15 protein-coding genes are annotated in these 15,991 nt (G+C 61.5%); 12 read left to right on the top strand and 3 right to left on the bottom strand.

Annotated features, from left to right (window positions below; all coding sequences use genetic code 11):
- The first annotated feature begins 3 nt into the window (after positions 1–3).
- Positions 4–1,530, top strand: a complete 1,527-nt coding sequence (locus VXJ24_RS04225) for a MoxR family ATPase (RefSeq protein ID WP_330971672.1) — start codon at positions 4–6, stop codon at positions 1,528–1,530.
- Positions 1,527–1,850, top strand: a complete 324-nt coding sequence (locus tag VXJ24_RS04220; protein WP_330971671.1) for a hypothetical protein — start codon at positions 1,527–1,529, stop codon at positions 1,848–1,850. The genes VXJ24_RS04225 and VXJ24_RS04220 overlap by 4 nt, the downstream gene beginning before the upstream one ends.
- A gap of 103 nt (positions 1,851–1,953) precedes the next feature.
- Here VXJ24_RS04220 and pyrE read toward each other — a convergent pair whose 3' ends face one another.
- Together pyrE and VXJ24_RS04210 are read right to left on the bottom strand one after the other, a co-directional pair.
- Positions 1,954–2,619 (bottom strand): orotate phosphoribosyltransferase, encoded by a 666-nt coding sequence (gene pyrE / locus VXJ24_RS04215; protein WP_330971670.1) that lies wholly within the window; start codon positions 2,617–2,619, stop codon positions 1,954–1,956.
- A gap of 74 nt (positions 2,620–2,693) precedes the next feature.
- Positions 2,694–3,575, bottom strand: a complete 882-nt coding sequence (locus tag VXJ24_RS04210; protein WP_330971669.1) for a DegV family protein — start codon at positions 3,573–3,575, stop codon at positions 2,694–2,696.
- 212 nt (positions 3,576–3,787) lie between these two features.
- On the opposite strand from VXJ24_RS04210, the gene nhaA reads away from it, so the two are divergent.
- On the top strand, positions 3,788–5,248 hold the full coding sequence (gene nhaA / locus VXJ24_RS04205) for a Na+/H+ antiporter NhaA (RefSeq protein WP_330971668.1): 1,461 nt from the start codon (positions 3,788–3,790) through the stop codon (positions 5,246–5,248).
- 91 nt (positions 5,249–5,339) lie between these two features.
- On the opposite strand, the gene VXJ24_RS04200 is transcribed toward nhaA, so the two are convergent.
- Complete coding sequence (locus tag VXJ24_RS04200) at positions 5,340–5,648, bottom strand: hypothetical protein (RefSeq protein ID WP_330971667.1); 309 nt, start codon at positions 5,646–5,648, stop codon at positions 5,340–5,342.
- Between the two features lie 119 nt (positions 5,649–5,767).
- Between VXJ24_RS04200 and VXJ24_RS04195 the strand changes: the two genes are divergently transcribed.
- From VXJ24_RS04195 to VXJ24_RS04155, 9 genes are all read left to right on the top strand, one after another.
- Positions 5,768–7,054: an aspartate aminotransferase type Ic gene (locus tag VXJ24_RS04195; protein WP_330971666.1), complete on the top strand. Its 1,287-nt coding sequence runs from the start codon at positions 5,768–5,770 to the stop codon at positions 7,052–7,054.
- Between the two features lie 169 nt (positions 7,055–7,223).
- A complete protein-coding gene (locus VXJ24_RS04190) occupies positions 7,224–8,150 on the top strand; it encodes a tetratricopeptide repeat protein (protein WP_330971665.1) in 927 nt (308 codons plus the stop codon).
- 30 nt (positions 8,151–8,180) lie between these two features.
- The gene (locus VXJ24_RS04185) at positions 8,181–8,492 is read left to right on the top strand and encodes an STAS domain-containing protein (protein ID WP_330971664.1); all 312 of its coding nucleotides are present in this window, start codon (positions 8,181–8,183) and stop codon (positions 8,490–8,492) included.
- A 43-nt stretch (positions 8,493–8,535) separates the two neighbouring features.
- Positions 8,536–9,174: a twin-arginine translocase TatA/TatE family subunit gene (locus tag VXJ24_RS04180; RefSeq protein WP_330971663.1), complete on the top strand. Its 639-nt coding sequence runs from the start codon at positions 8,536–8,538 to the stop codon at positions 9,172–9,174.
- 2 nt (positions 9,175–9,176) lie between these two features.
- Complete coding sequence (gene tatC, locus VXJ24_RS04175; protein WP_330971662.1) at positions 9,177–9,968, top strand: twin-arginine translocase subunit TatC; 792 nt, start codon at positions 9,177–9,179, stop codon at positions 9,966–9,968.
- Between the two features lie 9 nt (positions 9,969–9,977).
- On the top strand, positions 9,978–12,554 hold the full coding sequence (locus VXJ24_RS04170) for a DNA topoisomerase I (protein ID WP_330971727.1): 2,577 nt from the start codon (positions 9,978–9,980) through the stop codon (positions 12,552–12,554).
- Between the two features lies 1 nt (position 12,555).
- A complete protein-coding gene (gene tmk / locus VXJ24_RS04165; RefSeq protein ID WP_330971661.1) occupies positions 12,556–13,197 on the top strand; it encodes a dTMP kinase in 642 nt (213 codons plus the stop codon).
- Complete coding sequence (locus tag VXJ24_RS04160) at positions 13,190–14,314, top strand: DNA polymerase III subunit (protein ID WP_330971660.1); 1,125 nt, start codon at positions 13,190–13,192, stop codon at positions 14,312–14,314. Before tmk ends, VXJ24_RS04160 begins: the two co-directional genes overlap by 8 nt.
- Entirely contained in the window at positions 14,311–15,897 is a 1,587-nt protein-coding gene (locus tag VXJ24_RS04155; RefSeq protein WP_330971659.1) for a regulatory iron-sulfur-containing complex subunit RicT, read from the top strand. Before VXJ24_RS04160 ends, VXJ24_RS04155 begins: the two co-directional genes overlap by 4 nt.
- Positions 15,898–15,991 lie beyond the last annotated feature (94 nt).

Raw genomic sequence — 15,991 nt, 5'->3', positions numbered from 1 at the left:
AGCATGAACATCAAGACAGCGACAGAGCAGATCAAGGGCGCCGTGCGTGCGTATCTCGCAAAGGACGAGAACGGGCTCTATCTGATTCCGCCCCAGATGCAGCGCCCTCTCATCATGATGGGCCCTCCGGGCATCGGCAAGACCGCTATCGTCTCGGAGGTCGCAGAGGAGCTCGGCGTCAACTTCGTCTCGTACTCGATGACGCACCACACGAGGCAGTCGGCACTGGGACTTCCCTATATCGCCGATGCGACGTATGGCGGGAAGGGGTACAAAGTCTCGCGCTACACGATGTCCGAGATCATTGCAGCCACCTATGACGCAATCGAGCGCACAGGCATTCCTGAGGGCATCATCTTCCTCGACGAGGTCAACTGCGTGAGCGAGACGCTCGCTCCCGCCATGCTCCAGTTCCTGCAGTACAAGACGTTCGGCCAGCACAAGCTGCCTGTCGGCTGGGTCATCGTGACGGCCGGCAATCCGCCTGAGTACAACAGGAGCGCCCGCGAGTTCGATGCCGCCATGCTCGACCGCATGAAAAGGATCGACATCGAGCCCGACCTCGATGTCTGGATGGACTATGCGACAACGCACGGCGTGCATCCTGCCATCCTCACGTACCTCACAAACAAGCCGCAGAACTTCTACCATGTCCATGCGGGCGTGGAGAGCACAAGCATCGTGACGGCCCGTGGCTGGGAAGACCTCTCCCGCATGATCCTGGCCTACGAGCATGAGGGACTTTCTGTCGACCTCAACCTGATTGCCCAGTATCTCCAGGACCAGGAGATCGCAGAGGACTTCAGCCTTTATCTCGAGCTCTTCGAGAAGTACCAGGACGATTACCAGGTTTCCGCGATCCTTTCGGGCGCTGCCGGCGAGGAGCTGAAAGACCGTGCAAAGGAGGCACCGTTCGACGAGCGAGTCGCCCTCGTGAACCTGCTGCTCGATGTGCTCCTGGGCGATGTGCACCGCCTGACTGCAAGGAAGAAGGCGCTCCTCGAGGTGCGCCAGATTCTGGCAAAGCTCAAGGAGGCCGATTCCGGCGTGTCGCTCCTGGCATCGCTCACAGCACAGGAGAACGAGTGCCAGCTCGAGCTCAGGCGCCTTGTCGCATCCGGCTTTGCCTCGGGTGCCCGCCAGATGGCAGAGGCGAAGAAAGGGGAGATCCTCGAGGCCATCAGGAAGGCAGTCGCCCGCGCCGTCGCACAGGCAGGAGGCTCTCTCAGCCAGGAGGATGCCTACAATGCGGCCAAGGAGAGCTTCAACGCGATGGTGCGCGACCTCGGCGCTGGCTCGAAGGAGTTCGTCTCGAAGATCGACTGTGCAATCGACTTCGTGAACGATGCCTACGGCGACTCCCAGGAGATGCTGATATTCATGACACGCCTGGCGGTGGATCCGGACTTCATGCACTTCGTGGCGGAGCATGGGTCGAAGAAGTTCGTGGAGCACAGCCGCGGCCTCATGTTCCATGACAGGAGTACGCAGCTTCTGAACGAGGTAGACAAGCTGGAGGGACTTGCGTGAGCAAAAACGAGAGCCATACCCTGGCAGACGATCTGGCAAAGTCGGGCTACAAGATGTCCGAGGCGCTCGAAGAGGCGCTTGGGAGCAGCCAGAAGGACGAAGCGCCTGAATCGTCTGTCCACACCTTTGGGAGCATGAAGGAGCCCGAAGGGAAGAAGGATGCAGACGAAGATCCGACCCAGACTGCCTTCTTCCAGGCCATGAATGCCTACCGTGCGGCACGGAAGTCGGGAGACAGCGAAGCCATGCGCGAAGCGGAGGAGCATCTGCGATCCGTCGTGCGCTCCGAGCTCACGGAGTCGGAAGGCTGCGGCTGCTAGGCAGTGCCCGTGCCGCACTGGAGATACATATGAGGAGGCGCCCCAGGAGATGCGTTCCTGGGGCGCCTTCGCTGTGGGCGCAAGGAGAAGGGAAGCTCTTCTGCTATTCCTTGGCGCCGTACTGTGCATAGTAGGCATCGAGCGCCTTGTCGAGCTCGGGCGTGATGAGAGTACCGGTCAGCGCCTCGCGGACATCCTTCATGCTCACGATGCTGGCGACAGGGAAGCCATAGCGTTCCTGGATCTCGTCCTGGGCGCTCTTGACGCCGCCCTTGCCGACCTCCATGCGGTTCAGGGAGACGATGAGGCCCTTCACATCCACATCGGCAGCTGCCTTGAGCTTCGGGTAGGTCTCGTCGATGGACTTGCCGGAGGTCGTGACATCCTCGACGATCACGACACGGTCGCCGTCCTTCAGGGATGCTCCGAGGAAGTTGCCCTTGTCGGCACCATGGTCCTTGGCCTCCTTGCGGTCAGCGCAGTAGGCGACCTCCTTGCCATACAGTTCGTCCAAGGCGATGGCGGTGACGACGGCCAGAGGAATGCCCTTGTAGGCGGGACCGAACACGACATCGAAGTCGAGGCCGAAGTTGTCGTGGATGGCCTTCGCATAGAAGCGTCCCAGCTCATGGAGCTGGGCGCCTGTCACATAGGCACCGGCATTCATGAAGAAGGGGGATTGGCGCCCGCTCTTCAGGGTGAAGCTGCCGAACTTGAGCACGTGGCTGTCTACCATAAAGTCGATGAATTCGCGCTGATAGTCTTCCATGAATGCCTTCCTCGCTTGCACTTCCTGCCATGTCCTGCCCATTGTCTCACATATGGAGCTCTGTGCATCCTGTGCTACCGGGCAGGGTCCTCCTCCGTTGCCGGTATCACGGAGACGCCGACAAGTTCAGGCCCGGTGTGGATCAGAAGGTCGGGGGAGATGAGCGTGCGCTGGATGTCAGGAAGCGCGTTGGGGACAGCCGCTCTGAGCTTCTCCTCCATCTCGTCGAAGACATCGAGGGCATTCGTGCAGCAGATGCCGAGACGGACCTTATCGAAGAAGACGGACCATTCGCGGGCAAGCTTCACCTCTGTCGCAAGGGCCTTCTCCCAGCCGCGGGCCTTCTTGACCGCGAAGTAGTAGCCCTGCTTGTCGCAGCTGATGACAGGCTTGATGTTGAGCATCGAGCCAAGACGGTAGGTCGCCTCGTTGATGCGGCCGCCCTTGCGCAGATACTCGAGCGTCTTGCAGCTGAAGAAGACACGGGTGTTCTCGGCGGCTTTCGTGAGGCGCGCTTCGAGCTCTTCGAAGGGCACGCCTGACTCGATGAGCTCGACCGCACGCTGCACGACCATGCCGGCAGCAAGGCCGATGTTCTTCGTGTCGATGCAGACGATCGGGAAATCGTCCATCATATGGGCTACGAGCTCGGCCGTCTGGAAGGTTGCAGAAAGGCCCGAGGAGATCGTCACGATCACAGCCTTCTCGTAGCCGTCCGCCTTCGCCTGCTCGAGCGCCTGGCGTATTGCCTCGGGTGTCGGAAGCGACGTCGTCGGTATCTCGTCTTTGAAGCGCTCGATCACCTCGTCCGCCGTGATATCGACACCGCTCTGGTAGCTTGTGCCATCGGAATAGTTGATGCGCAGCGGCACGACCCTCACGTCGTGTGCATGCACGAATGCTTCGGGAGTATCGGTTCCACTGTCGCACAGGACCGCAATACGCTGGTCGTTCACGGATGCCTCCGATGATTGCAGGTTATTGCTTGGTTCCTACCCGTTCCTGGGACGCGCTTGCCTGGCAGCTGCATCGCATGGAGCTGCTATGAAATGTACACCTTATGGACAGGCTAGCCTGCACCGACACCTGTCCCTTTCTTCAAGCGGTTCCGGTAAGGTATATATGTGTATATGACAATCAGTATCGGATACCGCATATGGAGGCGAACATGGCCGAAGAGAAGCTGGATCAGACACGGCAGAACGAATCAACTGCTTTTTCCCAGGATGGGTCCCTGCCCGAGGCGCTGTCTCCTGTCATAGAGGAAGAGCAGGTCCTGCGCCGCCTCGGCGTCAGGAGCGCATTCCGGGAGATCACGTCGAACAGCACGATTGCCGCTGGCGCCATGGTCATCTGCGCCCTTCTGGCCGTGCTCGTTGCGAATACGCCTGCCTACGAGGTGGTGGAGTCGGCGCTCAGGTGGCCGGTCGAGATACGTCTCGGCAGCTTCGTGGGCGAGCTCTCGCTCGAAGGCTTCGTGAACGACTTTCTGATGGCAATATTCTTCCTCGAGGTCGGCATCGAGCTCAAATACGAGATGACGGTAGGGGAGCTTGCAAATCCCCGTCAGGCTGCCGTGCCGATGCTTGCAGCGGTTGGCGGCGTCGCCTGCCCTGCGCTCATCTATCTTGCCTTCAATGCGCAGGGCGGCGCTCCCCATGGCTGGGCTGTGCCGATCGCAACCGACATTGCCTTCGCGCTCGGCGTCATGTCTCTTGCAGGAGATCGCATCGCTGTCTCGACGAAGGTCTTCTTCCAGACGCTTGCTATTGCAGACGATATCCTCGCAATCGTCGTGATTGCCCTCTTCTATGGGCAGTCGCCCGATATTGCCTGGTGCGCAGCTTCCGCTATCGTCGTGCTGGTCCTCATGGCGCTCAACCATGCAAAGGTCTACTCGGTAAAGCCCTACCTGATTGTCGGCCTCGTGCTGTGGTTTTGCATGTACAACTCCGGCATCCATGCCACCCTTGCTGGCGTCATCCTTGCCTTCACGCTTCCCGGCAAGAGTGACATCCGTCTCTCGAGTCTGGGAGACTGGCTCTCGCAGGAGTCGGCAGCGCTTGATGATGTATACGACGATGAGTCCCACATCCTTGGCCAGCATGACTTCACGGAGCATGCCTACATCGCAGAGCGCGTCCTCCATCATGCGACGCCGCCCCTGCGCCGTGTCGAGCGCTACTTCTCCGTCTTCACGAACTTCTTCATTCTGCCGGTCTTCGCGTTCGTGAATGCCCAGGTGCGTCTTGTCGGTGTCGATATGGCAGCCGTGCTTGCTGGCTCGGTCACGCGCGGCGCCTACTTCGGTGCGGTCCTCGGGAAGCCCTTGGGCATCATCCTCGTGACGCTCGTGCTTGTGAAGCTCGGCTTCGCGAAGCTTCCCCGCGGCATGGATGTGAAGCAGGCCATCACGATGGGGCTTATGGGCGGCGTCGGCTTCACGATGTCGATCCTGATCTCCGGCCTTGCCTTCGCAGATGCACAGGAGCAGCTCGAGGCCAAGTGCGCCATCCTTGCCGCTTCCGTGACATCGGCGCTTTTGGGTCTTGCCTTCATCCACATCGCCGATGCGGTCACGAAGGGAAGGAAGAAGGAGCCCGACAAGGCCTCCGAGAGAGCCTCATAGATAGAGATGCTCATGCAGAAGGGGCGCACCGGTACAGCCGGATGCGCCCTTCGCTTTCTCTTCTGATGGCAAGAGATATATATATGCAGGCCTACTCCACGGTGCCGTACGTGTAGCCCCAGCCATGTGCCGTGATGATGGAGTTCAGCTGGTCGCAGAGGCGTGCCCGCTTGTAGGAGCCCGAAGGCAGGAGCTCCAAGACCTCCATGAGGTCGGGGCCAAGGTCGTCCACCTCGCCTCGCGTGATCACATCGATGCTCGAGACGGAGCCGCTCATGTTGCCCTGGTAGAGCTCGTCTACCAGGTGCTGCAGCTCGCCGTATTCATCCGAGCGCTCGTTCGTGCGGAGCGTCTTGTGTGTGCTGTGGCCCCTGTGCGGGGCAGATGCATGGTTTCTCATATGTGACATGATAGCAAGGAGGATGCATCTGTCATCCAGAATGCACCTATACTTGTAAAGCATGCATCACGTGCAGGGAGATGCAGGACTCCCTGTGCAGCAACGATGAGGGAGGCCCCATGGGCAACGTATATGAAAGCATGGAGACCGAAGAGCTCGACCGCACTATCGCGGAGCTCGAGCAGGAGGTTGAAGATCTCAAGGCGCAGGGGCTTGCGCTCGATATGACGCGTGGCAAGCCGTCGCCCGAGCAGACTGACCTCTCCCGTCCGATGCTCGACCTCGTGAATTCCCATTCCGATCTGATGGATGGCACGCTCCAGGTGAACAACTACGGAGGTCCGGATGGCCTGCCGTCGGCACGTCGCCTTGCGGCCGACTACCTTGGTGTCGATCCTGCCAATGTCGTCGTTATCGGCTCTTCGAGCCTGAACCTCATGCACGACGTTGTCTGCCACGCCTATACGCACGGCATCGCAGGGAACAAGCCTTGGTGCGAGCAGGGCAAGGTCAAGTTCCTCTGCCCGTCTCCGGGATATGACCGCCACTTCAAGGTCACGGCTTACTACGGAATCGAGAACGTGCCGGTTCCCCTGAAGGCAGACGGTCCCGACATGGACATGGTGCGCCGCCTCGTCGAGGGCGACCCGACGGTCAAGGGCATCTGGTGCGTGCCGAAGTACGAGAACCCGACTGGCATCACGTATTCGGACGAGGTTGTCCGTGCCTTCGCGAACCTCCATCCGGCGGCACCCGACTTCCGCATCTTCTGGGACAATGCCTACGCCGTGCACGACTTCTACGAGGAGGGGGACCATCTCCTCAACATCTTCGAGGCCATGGCAGAGGCAGGCACGACCGACCTCGTCTACGAGTTCGGCTCCACGGCCAAGATCACGTTCCCGTCGAATGGCATCGCCTTCATGACAGCATCTCCTGCCGACATGGCAGAGATCCGTGAGGCCTTCTCCGTCATGCGCGTCTCGCCGGAGAAGATCTCCCAGTATGCCCACGTGCTGTTCCTGAAGGACATGAAGACCATCCACGAGCACATGATGAAGCATGCTGCCATCGTCCGTCCGCGCTTCGAGCTCGTCGAGTCGAAGCTCACGGAGGGCCTCTCCGACCTCGGCGTCGCGACATGGACCCATCCGCGTGGCGGCTACTTCGTCTCCTTCGATGGCCCCAAGGGCTCGGCCACAAGGATCGTGTCGCTCTGTGCAGAGATCGGCGTGAAGCTCACGGCAGCTGGTGCCACCTGGCCGTATGGACACGACCCCTACGATACGAACATCCGCATCGCCCCGACATTCCCGAAGATCGAGGATCTCGGCCGTGCGCTCGATGTCTTCGTTGTCGCCGTGAAGCTCGTCTCGGCACGCCTTGCCCGCGAAGCGCGCGCATAGCTCTCCGGAGAATCTTCACACTCTTTGGCACCTCCCGCACAACCTGCGGGAGGTGTTACTTTAATATGGGTGTTCATCAACAATTGCTGGATGGCAGCAAACATAGTATGTATGGCGGACGTATGATGGCTGTCTTGGACAGCGTCGTATGATGCTTGGGAGCCATGCAATGAAGAAGGAGCTCGTCGCAATGCCGAAGAAGACACAGGGAAGCGCACGCAAGGCCAAGGGTGCTGCTGCGTCTGCCACGCAGAAGACGTCGCAGAAGAGCGCTCCGGCCGCAAAGAGCGCGAAGAAGTCGAAGGGCGCGCACTGGAAGCCCGGAGAGCCTGTGAGCCTGCCGGTCCGCATTGTCCTCATCGTCTTCATCGTCCTCATGGCGCTCTCCATGATGCTGCCGTCGCTCACCTATCTGGCAGCGGGAAATTCGAGTGCAGACTCCCAGGACAGCTCCCAGACGTCCGATACATCTTCCGACAGCTCGGACTCCTCGTCTGACGACAGCTCCGCCGACGCAATCGATTCACGCTACCAGGCGCTTGTCGACGCGCAGCAGAAGAAGCTCGATTCCGACCCCAACAATCTTGCTGCTCTTCTCAACATGGGCAATGACTATATGAAGTGGGGTGTCGCGCTCCTGCAGGCGAGCTCGGCAGATGCCGACACGAGCCATGCCTACGACGTGCTCGACAATGCTGTTGCCACCTATGACAAGTATCTGGCACTCAACGACTCCTCTGCCGTGAAGGTCGACCGGGCGCTCTGCCAGTACTATGCAGGCGACACGGACGATGCGATCTCCTCGCTCGAGGCACTCACGCAGGAAGATCCGAACTATGGTCCCGCCTGGGCGAATCTCGGCATGCTCTATCAGGTGAAAGGCAGCACGGACTCCGCGAAGAACGCCTACAACAAGGCGATTGCCGTCGAGCCGAATGACGAGTACGGCTCGAAGTCGTTCGCGCAGCGGCAGCTCTCGTCCATCGCCGCCTCCGAATCCTCGTCGTCTTCGAGCTCGAGCTCCACATCTTCGTCTTCGTCGACGTCGACGGGCCTCTCGAACACGCTCTCGAACGAGTCGGGCACCGGCCTCTAAGGAATTCATCCAGGAGAAAGGAAATCTCTCATGGCACTCTCTATAGAAACATCCACGCAGGAAGGCGTGGCCAAGGTCAGCGTGACGGGCGAAGTCGACGTCTCGAATGCACCTGAGCTCAGGCAGGCCCTCGAGGCCGCCCTTGCTTCCGGCGCCAAAGAGGTCGCTGTCGCAATGGAGAACGTCCCCTATATCGACTCCACCGGCATCGGCGTGCTTGTGGGAGCGGCACACGCTGCAAAGGATGCAGGCGTGCGCTTCACGATCGTCCGCCCGCAGCGCAATGTCTCGCGCGTGCTTGCGCTTCTCGGCGTGAACGGCGAGCTCAATGTCACGGAGTAGGTCTGTTCTCTTGTTCGATCCGGCGTTTATGGAGGTATGACGCGTGTTTGGCATAAGTGAAACCGAGCTTGCGCTGATCTTGATCTTCGCATTCCTCATCTTCGGGCCTGACAAGCTGCCGGGCATGGGACGCACGGTCGGCCGTGCGATCCGCCAGTTCCGCGATGCTCAGGACAGCGTGACGAAGGTCGTGCAGTCCGAGATCGTCGACCCGATCAACTCGGGCATGAACGAGCCGGCCGCGAAGAAGCGTGCCGAGCAGGCAAAGGCTGCCCAGGCCGAGGATGCAGATATCGAAGGTGCCGAGGGTGCAGAAGCCGTTGCTTCTGCAAAGAAGCCCGAGACCTTTGCCGAGCGCAAGGCTCGTCTCGAGGCAGAGCGCAAGGCCAAGGAGTCTGCTGCTGCCGACGAGAAGAAGCAGGCTGCCTTCGACGAGAACGAGAAGGACGAGGTCGGCGAGTCCTTTGCTGGCGCCGATTCCGACGAGGATCTGCCTGAAGGCGAGGATGAGGCTCCGAAGGAGCCCGATCTCGCTGCGCTCTATGCCATGACGCCCAAAGACCATAAGGCAGCGAAGGCCGAGACGCCTTCCGAGCCTGCCAAGGCCGATGAGGCTCCTGCTTCCGCAACTGCAGAGGCAGCGCCTGCTGCATCTGCCGCCGATTCTGGAAAGGAGGAGTAGGGATGCCTATCGGACCAGCGCGCATGCCGCTCTTCGACCATCTCGGAGAGCTTCGCCGCCGTCTCACCATCATCGTCGTGTCCGTGCTTGCCACGGCCGTCATCATCTATTTCGCGACGCCGACCTTGATTGAGTTCATGCTCGATCCTCTGCGCGACATCCTCGGCGACGACGCGAAGCTCCAGGTCCTCACGGTCCTCGGCGGCTTCACGATCCGCTTCAAGGTCGCGTTCTTCTTCGGCACGATCATCTGCACGCCGATCATCATCTGGGAGCTCATGGCATTCTTCCTCCCGGCACTGAAGGAGAAGGAGCGCAAGTGGGTCATCCCGACCGTTGCAGCACTTGTGATCCTCTTCTTCCTCGGCATGATCTTCTGCTACTTCGTGATCGAGAAGGCGGCCTTCGGCTGGCTCATCCAGCAGACCAATGACTTCGCCTCGGCTATCTACAACGCAGAGGACTATCTCGACATCTTCATGAAGCTCGAGATCGGCTTCGGCATCGCCTTCGAGATTCCACTGGTGATCTTCTATCTGTCCATCCTGCACATCGTGCCGTACGCGACGTTCCGCGCCCAGTGGCGCTACATCTACGTCGGCCTCATGACTCTCTCCGGCATCGTCACGCCGGATGCAAGCCCGGTCACGATGCTGCTCATGTTCGCAGCGCTCATCGGCCTCTACGAGATCGCTCTGGCCATCGCCCGCCAGGTCATCACTGCACGCGATGGCAAGGAAGCCCTCAAGTGGACACGCGAGGACTATGAGGAGCACGAGTTCGACAAGGAATAGGTGAAGAGCTTGAAACTCGTTATCACCGAGAAGAATGATGCAGCCACGCAGATTGCGCGGCTGCTTTCCGAATCTGGCAAGCCCAAGGCAGACAAGGTGTATTCGACGCCTATCTATCGCTTCCAGCATGACGGGGAGGAGTGGGTGACCATAGGCCTGCGTGGCCACATCATGGCTCCCGACTTCCCGCCTGAGCTCAAATACAGCAAGAAGGAGGGCTGGTACGGTCTCACCGAAGACGGCGAGCACCTGCCGGCCCATCTGCCTGATACGCTTGCCAAGCCGCCTTTCAAGAAGAAGAAGCCGTTCTTGGAGGACGGCGTGGACGTGAAGGGCTGGAAGATTCCGGCCCTGCCATATCTTGTCTGGTCGCCGATCGAGAAGAAGCCGGCAGAGAAGGAGATCATCCGCTCGCTCAAGAACCTCGCGAAGAAGGCCGACTCCATCGTGATCGCCACGGACTTCGACCGCGAGGGCGAGCTCATCGGCTCCGATGCCCTGCGCCAGGTGCGCCAGGTCGCCCCTGATACGCCGGCGCTTCGCGCCCGCTATTCTGCCTTCACGAAGGCAGAGATCGACCATGCCTTCACGCATCTCGTCGAGCTTGACCAGGATCTGGCCGACGCCGGCGAGAGCCGCCAGTATATCGACCTCATCTGGGGCGCAGCTCTCACGCGCTACCTCACGGTCGCACGCTTCGGCGGCCTCGGCAACACCCGCTCGGCCGGACGTGTCCAGACGCCGACCTTGGCGCTCGTCGTCGAGCGCGAACGGGAGCGCCAGGCCTTCGTGCCGAAGGACTACTGGGTCATCTCGGGCGAGCTGTCGAAGGACAAGGATTCCTTCAAGGTCGTGCATACGACGTCGCGCTTCTGGGACAAGGACAAGGCCGATGCTGCCTTTGCCGCCGTGAAGGATGCCAAGCACGCAACGGTTACGAGCATCGAGAAGAAGTCGCGCACCGTGCATGCGCCGGCCCCCTTCAATACCACCTCCATGCAGGCGGCTGCTGCCGCAGAGGGCATAGCGCCCGGACGTGCGATGAGGATTGCCGAGTCGCTCTACATGAAGGGCCTCATCTCGTATCCGCGTGTCGATAATACGGTCTATCCGAAGTCGCTCGACCTCAAGGAATGCGTGAGGACCTTGAAGGCTGTGCCGCAGTATGCACCGGTCTGCGACAGGCTCCTCGCACAGCCGAAGCTCGTCGCGACCCGCGGCAAGCAGGAGACAACGGACCACCCGCCCATCTATCCGACAGCCGCTGCAGACCCAGGAGACCTCCAGCCTGCCGACTGGAAGCTCTACAACCTGATTGCACGCCGCTTCCTCGCCACCCTCATGCAGCCGGCCACGATCGGAGGCACGAAGCTTGTGTTCTCGATCGAGGGAGAGCCGTTCCAGGCAACGGGAGACGTGCTCGTGAAGCCGGGCTTCCGTGCCATCTATCCTTACGGCATGAAGAAGGACGAGCAGCTCCCGCAGCTTCAAGAAGGCGATGTCTGCGACGTTGAGTCGCTCTCTATGGACGCAAAGCAGACGGAGCCGCCTGCCCGCTACAGCCAGGGCAAGCTCATCCAGGAGATGGAGAAGGCAGGCCTCGGCACGAAGTCGACCCGTGCCTCCATCATCGACCGCCTCTTCGAGGTCAAGTACCTCAAGAACAACCCGATCGAGCCCTCCCAGCTCGGCATGGCCGTCATCGAGGCCCTGCACACCTATGCGCCGCACATCACGACGCCGGAGATGACAAGCGAGCTCGAGCAGGACATGAACGAGGTTGCCGAGGGCCGCGAGACCCAGCGCGAGGTTGTGGACCATTCCCGTGCCCTGCTCTCGGGCATGCTCGATGCCCTGATCGATCATACGGAAGACCTCGGCAATGCAATCGCCGATGCGGTCACAGCCGATGCGAAGATCGGCGTCTGCCCGAAGTGCGGACACGACCTCGTCGTGAAGACGTCTGCCAAGACGCGTTCGAGCTTCGTCGGCTGCACGAACTGGCCGGACTGCGATGTCACCTATCCTCTGCCGAAGGGAAGGATCGAGCCGATCGAGGGCGAGGCAGGCGTGTGCCCTGAGTGCGGCGCTCCCCGCATCAAGGTGCATCCATTCAGGAGCCGTGCCTACGAGATGTGCGTGAACCCGAAGTGCCCGACGAACTTCGAGCCGGATGTCGTCGTCGGCGAGTGCCCGGCCTGCAAGGCAGCTGGCAAGGATGCCAAGCTCATCGCACACAAGTCGGAGAAGACCGGCAAGCGCTTCATCCGCTGCGAGAACTACGACGAGTGCGGGACGAGCTATCCGCTCCCTGCCCGTGGCAAGCTCGAGGCGACAGGCGAGACCTGCCCTGCCTGCGGAGCGCCGCTTGTCGTCGTGCATACTGCCCGTGGTCCCTGGAAGCTCTGCCCGAATCCTGCCTGCCCGGAAAACGAGAAGAAGGCAGCGGCGAGAACGGCTGGAAGGGGCGGCAGCAGGACAAGGAGCGCCTCTGCGAGAAGCACTGCATCGAAGTCCTCTGCCAAGAAGGCGCCGGCCAGAAAGACGGCTGCCAAGAAGGCCACCCGCAAGAAGGCGGCAGAGTAGCATGGGCGCATTCATCAGCTTCGAAGGCATCGACGGCTGCGGCAAGTCGACGCAGGCGCAGATTCTCGCACATACGCTCGAGGCAGCAGGCTTCGAGGTCGTGCTCACGCGCGAGCCGGGCGGAACGAAGATTTCCGAGAAGATCCGCCAGATCCTCCTCGATCCGGAGAACGGCGAGATGGCAGATGGCTGCGAGCTCATGCTCTACGAGGCATCGAGGGCGCAGCTCGTGTCCGAGTGCCTCCGTCCTGCCCTTGCACGTGGTGCCTGGGTCATCTGCGACCGCTATGCGGACTCGACCTTTGCCTACCAGTCGGCCGGCAGGAAGATCGCTCCCGAGACTGTGAAGCGTGCCAATGAGCTCGGCACGCTCGGGCTTCAGCCCGACCTCACGATCCTGCTCGATATGGACCCGGTGCATGCGCTTGCCCGCGCCACGAAGGGCGGTGCCGACCGCCTTGAGGCTGAAGGCATCGCATTCCAGCAGAAGGTCCGCGAGGGCTATCTGGCCCTGGCGAAGGAGGAGCCGGAGCGCATCCGGTGGGTGGATGCCGAAGGGACAGAGGATGCCTGCGCAGAGAGATGCCGGGCAGTGCTTCTGCACGCCTTCCCCGAGCTTGGAAGACGTGGCCTCCATGTCTGAGAAGCTGAGCACGCCTGCAGCGCTTGCTGCGCTCGAGATGCAGGATGCGGTCAGGGACTTCCTTGCACGCTCCGTCACAGAGGGCCATATCACGCATGCCTACCTCTTCTGCGGAGCCCCGGGCTGCGGCATGGAGGAGGCAGCCACGGCGCTTGCCGAGTGCCTTGTCTGCCCGAACGGAGGAGACGGTGCCTGCGATGAGTGCATCAGGGTACGCCACCGCACGCATCCCGATGTCCACTGGCTGCATCCCGGCTCTTCCCAGGGATACCTCGTCTCGGAGATCCGCGATCTTATCGCAGATGTGCAGCTTGCACCGGTGCGTGCAAAGACGAAGCTCTATATCCTCGAGAGCGCGGCGCTCCTCAAGGGTGCCGCTGCCAATGCCCTTCTGAAGACGCTCGAGGAGCCGCCCGAGCATACGGTCTTCATCCTGCTTGCACGCTCTTCGGAGGCGGTGCTTTCGACCATCGTGTCGAGGTGCCAGATCGTGCCGTTCCGTGCCATCCCCGAGAAGGCGGCCGTCGCCCGCGTTGTCCAGAAGACCGGCGTCTCTGCCCAGGATGCAAGGATCGCGCTCTCTGTTGCAGGGACGCCCGATGCAGCCTCTGCCTATCTCGGCGAGCCCTCGAAGCGGGAGCTCCGTGCCCGCACGATCCAGTGCCTGGACGGCCTTGCCGAGGATGACATGTGGGACGTGCTCGTGGCAGCGCGGGGACTCTCGGAGCTTGTGCGCGAGCCTCTGAAGGACGTGAAGAAGGACCAGAAGAAGGAGCGCGACCGGGTTTCCGACTACCTTTCCGCCTCTGCCATCCACTCGCTCGAGGACACACAGAAGCGCGAGCTTTCCGCCCGTGAGCGTTCGGGTATGATGGAGGTGTTCGCAGTCACGGAATCCGTGCTCCGCGATGCCCTGCTCATTGCGGATGGGTGCGCGGAAGATGCCGTGAATGCCGATATTCCCGGGCTTCAGGAGCGCATTGCCGATGCCGGCACCCCTGCCATCATGGCAGGATTTGCCGCAGTCGGCGAGGCACGCCAGAGCCTTGCCCATAATGTCTCATCCCAGCTGACCCTGGAGGTCATGCTGTGTGCCATCAAGGAGGCACTTACGTGACCACCATCATCCCTGTCAAGTTCAAGTACTCGCTGCGCGAGCTCTGGTTCGATCCGAAGGAGACGGGTGCCCGCGAAGCCGACCATGTGATTGTCACGACGGAGCGCGGCACCGAGATCGGCCTTGCGGTTGGCGACCCGTGCGAGGTGGACGACGAGACGCTCGAAGCCACGATCGGCACGGCGCCTCTCCAGAATGTGCTCCGCATCGCGACAGAGGCCGATCTTGCCCACGCAGAGCATCTTGCCGAGCTCGGCGAGAAGGCCATGCCGATCTTCCGCAAGCATGTCCATGAGTCCGGTCTCGATATGAAGCCGGTCGGCGTCGAGTATCTCTTCGGCGGCGAGAAGGTCGTCTGCTACTTCGCGGCAGAGGACCGCGTCGATTTCCGCCAGCTCGTCCGCGAGCTCTCCCATGAGCTGCATGCCCGCATCGATATGCGCCAGATCGGCGTCCGCGAGGAGGCTGCCATTGTCGGCGGCTATGGCCACTGCGGCCAGGAGCTGTGCTGCCGCCGCTTCGGCCATGAGTTCCAGCCGGTATCGATAAGGATGGCAAAGGAGCAGGACCTGCCGCTCAACTCCTCGAAGATCTCCGGCGCCTGCGGGCGCCTCATGTGCTGCCTGCGCTATGAGTTCGAGGCCTACCGCGACTTCAAGAGCAGGGCGCCGAAGAGGAATGCCGTGATTGACACGCCGCTCGGCAAGGCAAAGATCGTCGAGTACGATACGCCGAAGGAAGAGCTGCTGCTCCGTGTCGAGAACGGCAAGTCGTTCCGCGTGCCCCTGAAGGACATGACGGCAAGCGAGGCTGCCTGCAAGAAGTCCGAAGAGCTCGGATGTGCCTGCCGTCCCGATACGGTGACGCGCGCCGTCCTCGACAAGCTCGATTCTCCCGATATCCAGATGGCGCTGGCAGAGCTCGACCGCGAGCACGGCGTGCTGCCGCCTGAGTCGACGCTTCCCGAGGCAGACATCCTGCCCGAGACGAAGAGGAGACGTCGCCGCGCCGAGAGCAAGACGCAGGGCCAGGACAGCGCACATATGGTGAAGGTCGAGATTCCGGATGGAAGCCCGGCTCCCGCCACGCCGAGGCCGCGCCGCCGCCGCAAGGTCCGCATGGACGCGCCGCAGCAGGCATCAGAAGCCGCATCCCAGGAGCGTACGTCTGCGGGAGAGGCACCTTCCCGTACCCGTCGCCGCCATCATCACGTCGAAGGCGCTCCTGAGGCTTCCCAGGAGCAGCAGAAGCAGCCGAAACAGAAGACAGAGCAGCCGCATCCCCAGCGTCGCCGCCATGCCGCACCGGAGCAGGGAGAGGGTGCAGCTGCTGGCAATGGCCCTCGTCGTACCCGCCGCCGTCCCGGCGACAGGGGAGGTCAGGCGCAGGATGCGCAGAAGGGCAGAGGCTCCCGCCAGGAGGCATCTTCCCAGAAGGGCTCCGGCAAGGATGGAGCCTCCCGTCCGAAGCATCTGCGTCCTGAAGGGCAGAAGGGCGGCGAGCGTCCCCGCCGTCGCCATCGTTCCGGCGGCAAGGGGCAGGGTGGCGCCGAGCCGTCCTCTGGCGCCCCTTCCGCCGAGTGATTCCCGGATTCGAACGTAATATAAAGAACTTGTGTTCGGCCTTTCCGCTATGATGGAGAGGCCGAATTTCTGTCGTTCCCCTCTGGCATACTAC

It is taken from the genome of Olsenella kribbiana (assembly GCF_036408795.1).
GTDB classification, from domain to species: Bacteria; Actinomycetota; Coriobacteriia; order Coriobacteriales; family Atopobiaceae; genus Olsenella_L; species Olsenella_L kribbiana.
The sequence above is the reverse complement of the archived record's forward strand: the minus strand, read 5'-3'. Positions and strand labels throughout refer to the sequence as shown.

Coding starts and splice junctions, on each gene's coding strand:
- VXJ24_RS04225 (WP_330971672.1), top strand. CDS start 4: ATGAACATCAAGACAGCGACAGAGCAGATCAAGGGCGCCGTGCGTGCG.
- pyrE (WP_330971670.1), bottom strand. CDS start 2,619: ATGGAAGACTATCAGCGCGAATTCATCGACTTTATGGTAGACAGCCAC.
- nhaA (WP_330971668.1), top strand. CDS start 3,788: ATGGCCGAAGAGAAGCTGGATCAGACACGGCAGAACGAATCAACTGCT.
- VXJ24_RS04200 (WP_330971667.1), bottom strand. CDS start 5,648: ATGAGAAACCATGCATCTGCCCCGCACAGGGGCCACAGCACACACAAG.
- VXJ24_RS04195 (WP_330971666.1), top strand. CDS start 5,768: ATGGGCAACGTATATGAAAGCATGGAGACCGAAGAGCTCGACCGCACT.
- VXJ24_RS04190 (WP_330971665.1), top strand. CDS start 7,224: ATGAAGAAGGAGCTCGTCGCAATGCCGAAGAAGACACAGGGAAGCGCA.
- VXJ24_RS04185 (WP_330971664.1), top strand. CDS start 8,181: ATGGCACTCTCTATAGAAACATCCACGCAGGAAGGCGTGGCCAAGGTC.
- tatC (WP_330971662.1), top strand. CDS start 9,177: ATGCCTATCGGACCAGCGCGCATGCCGCTCTTCGACCATCTCGGAGAG.
- tmk (WP_330971661.1), top strand. CDS start 12,556: ATGGGCGCATTCATCAGCTTCGAAGGCATCGACGGCTGCGGCAAGTCG.
- VXJ24_RS04160 (WP_330971660.1), top strand. CDS start 13,190: ATGTCTGAGAAGCTGAGCACGCCTGCAGCGCTTGCTGCGCTCGAGATG.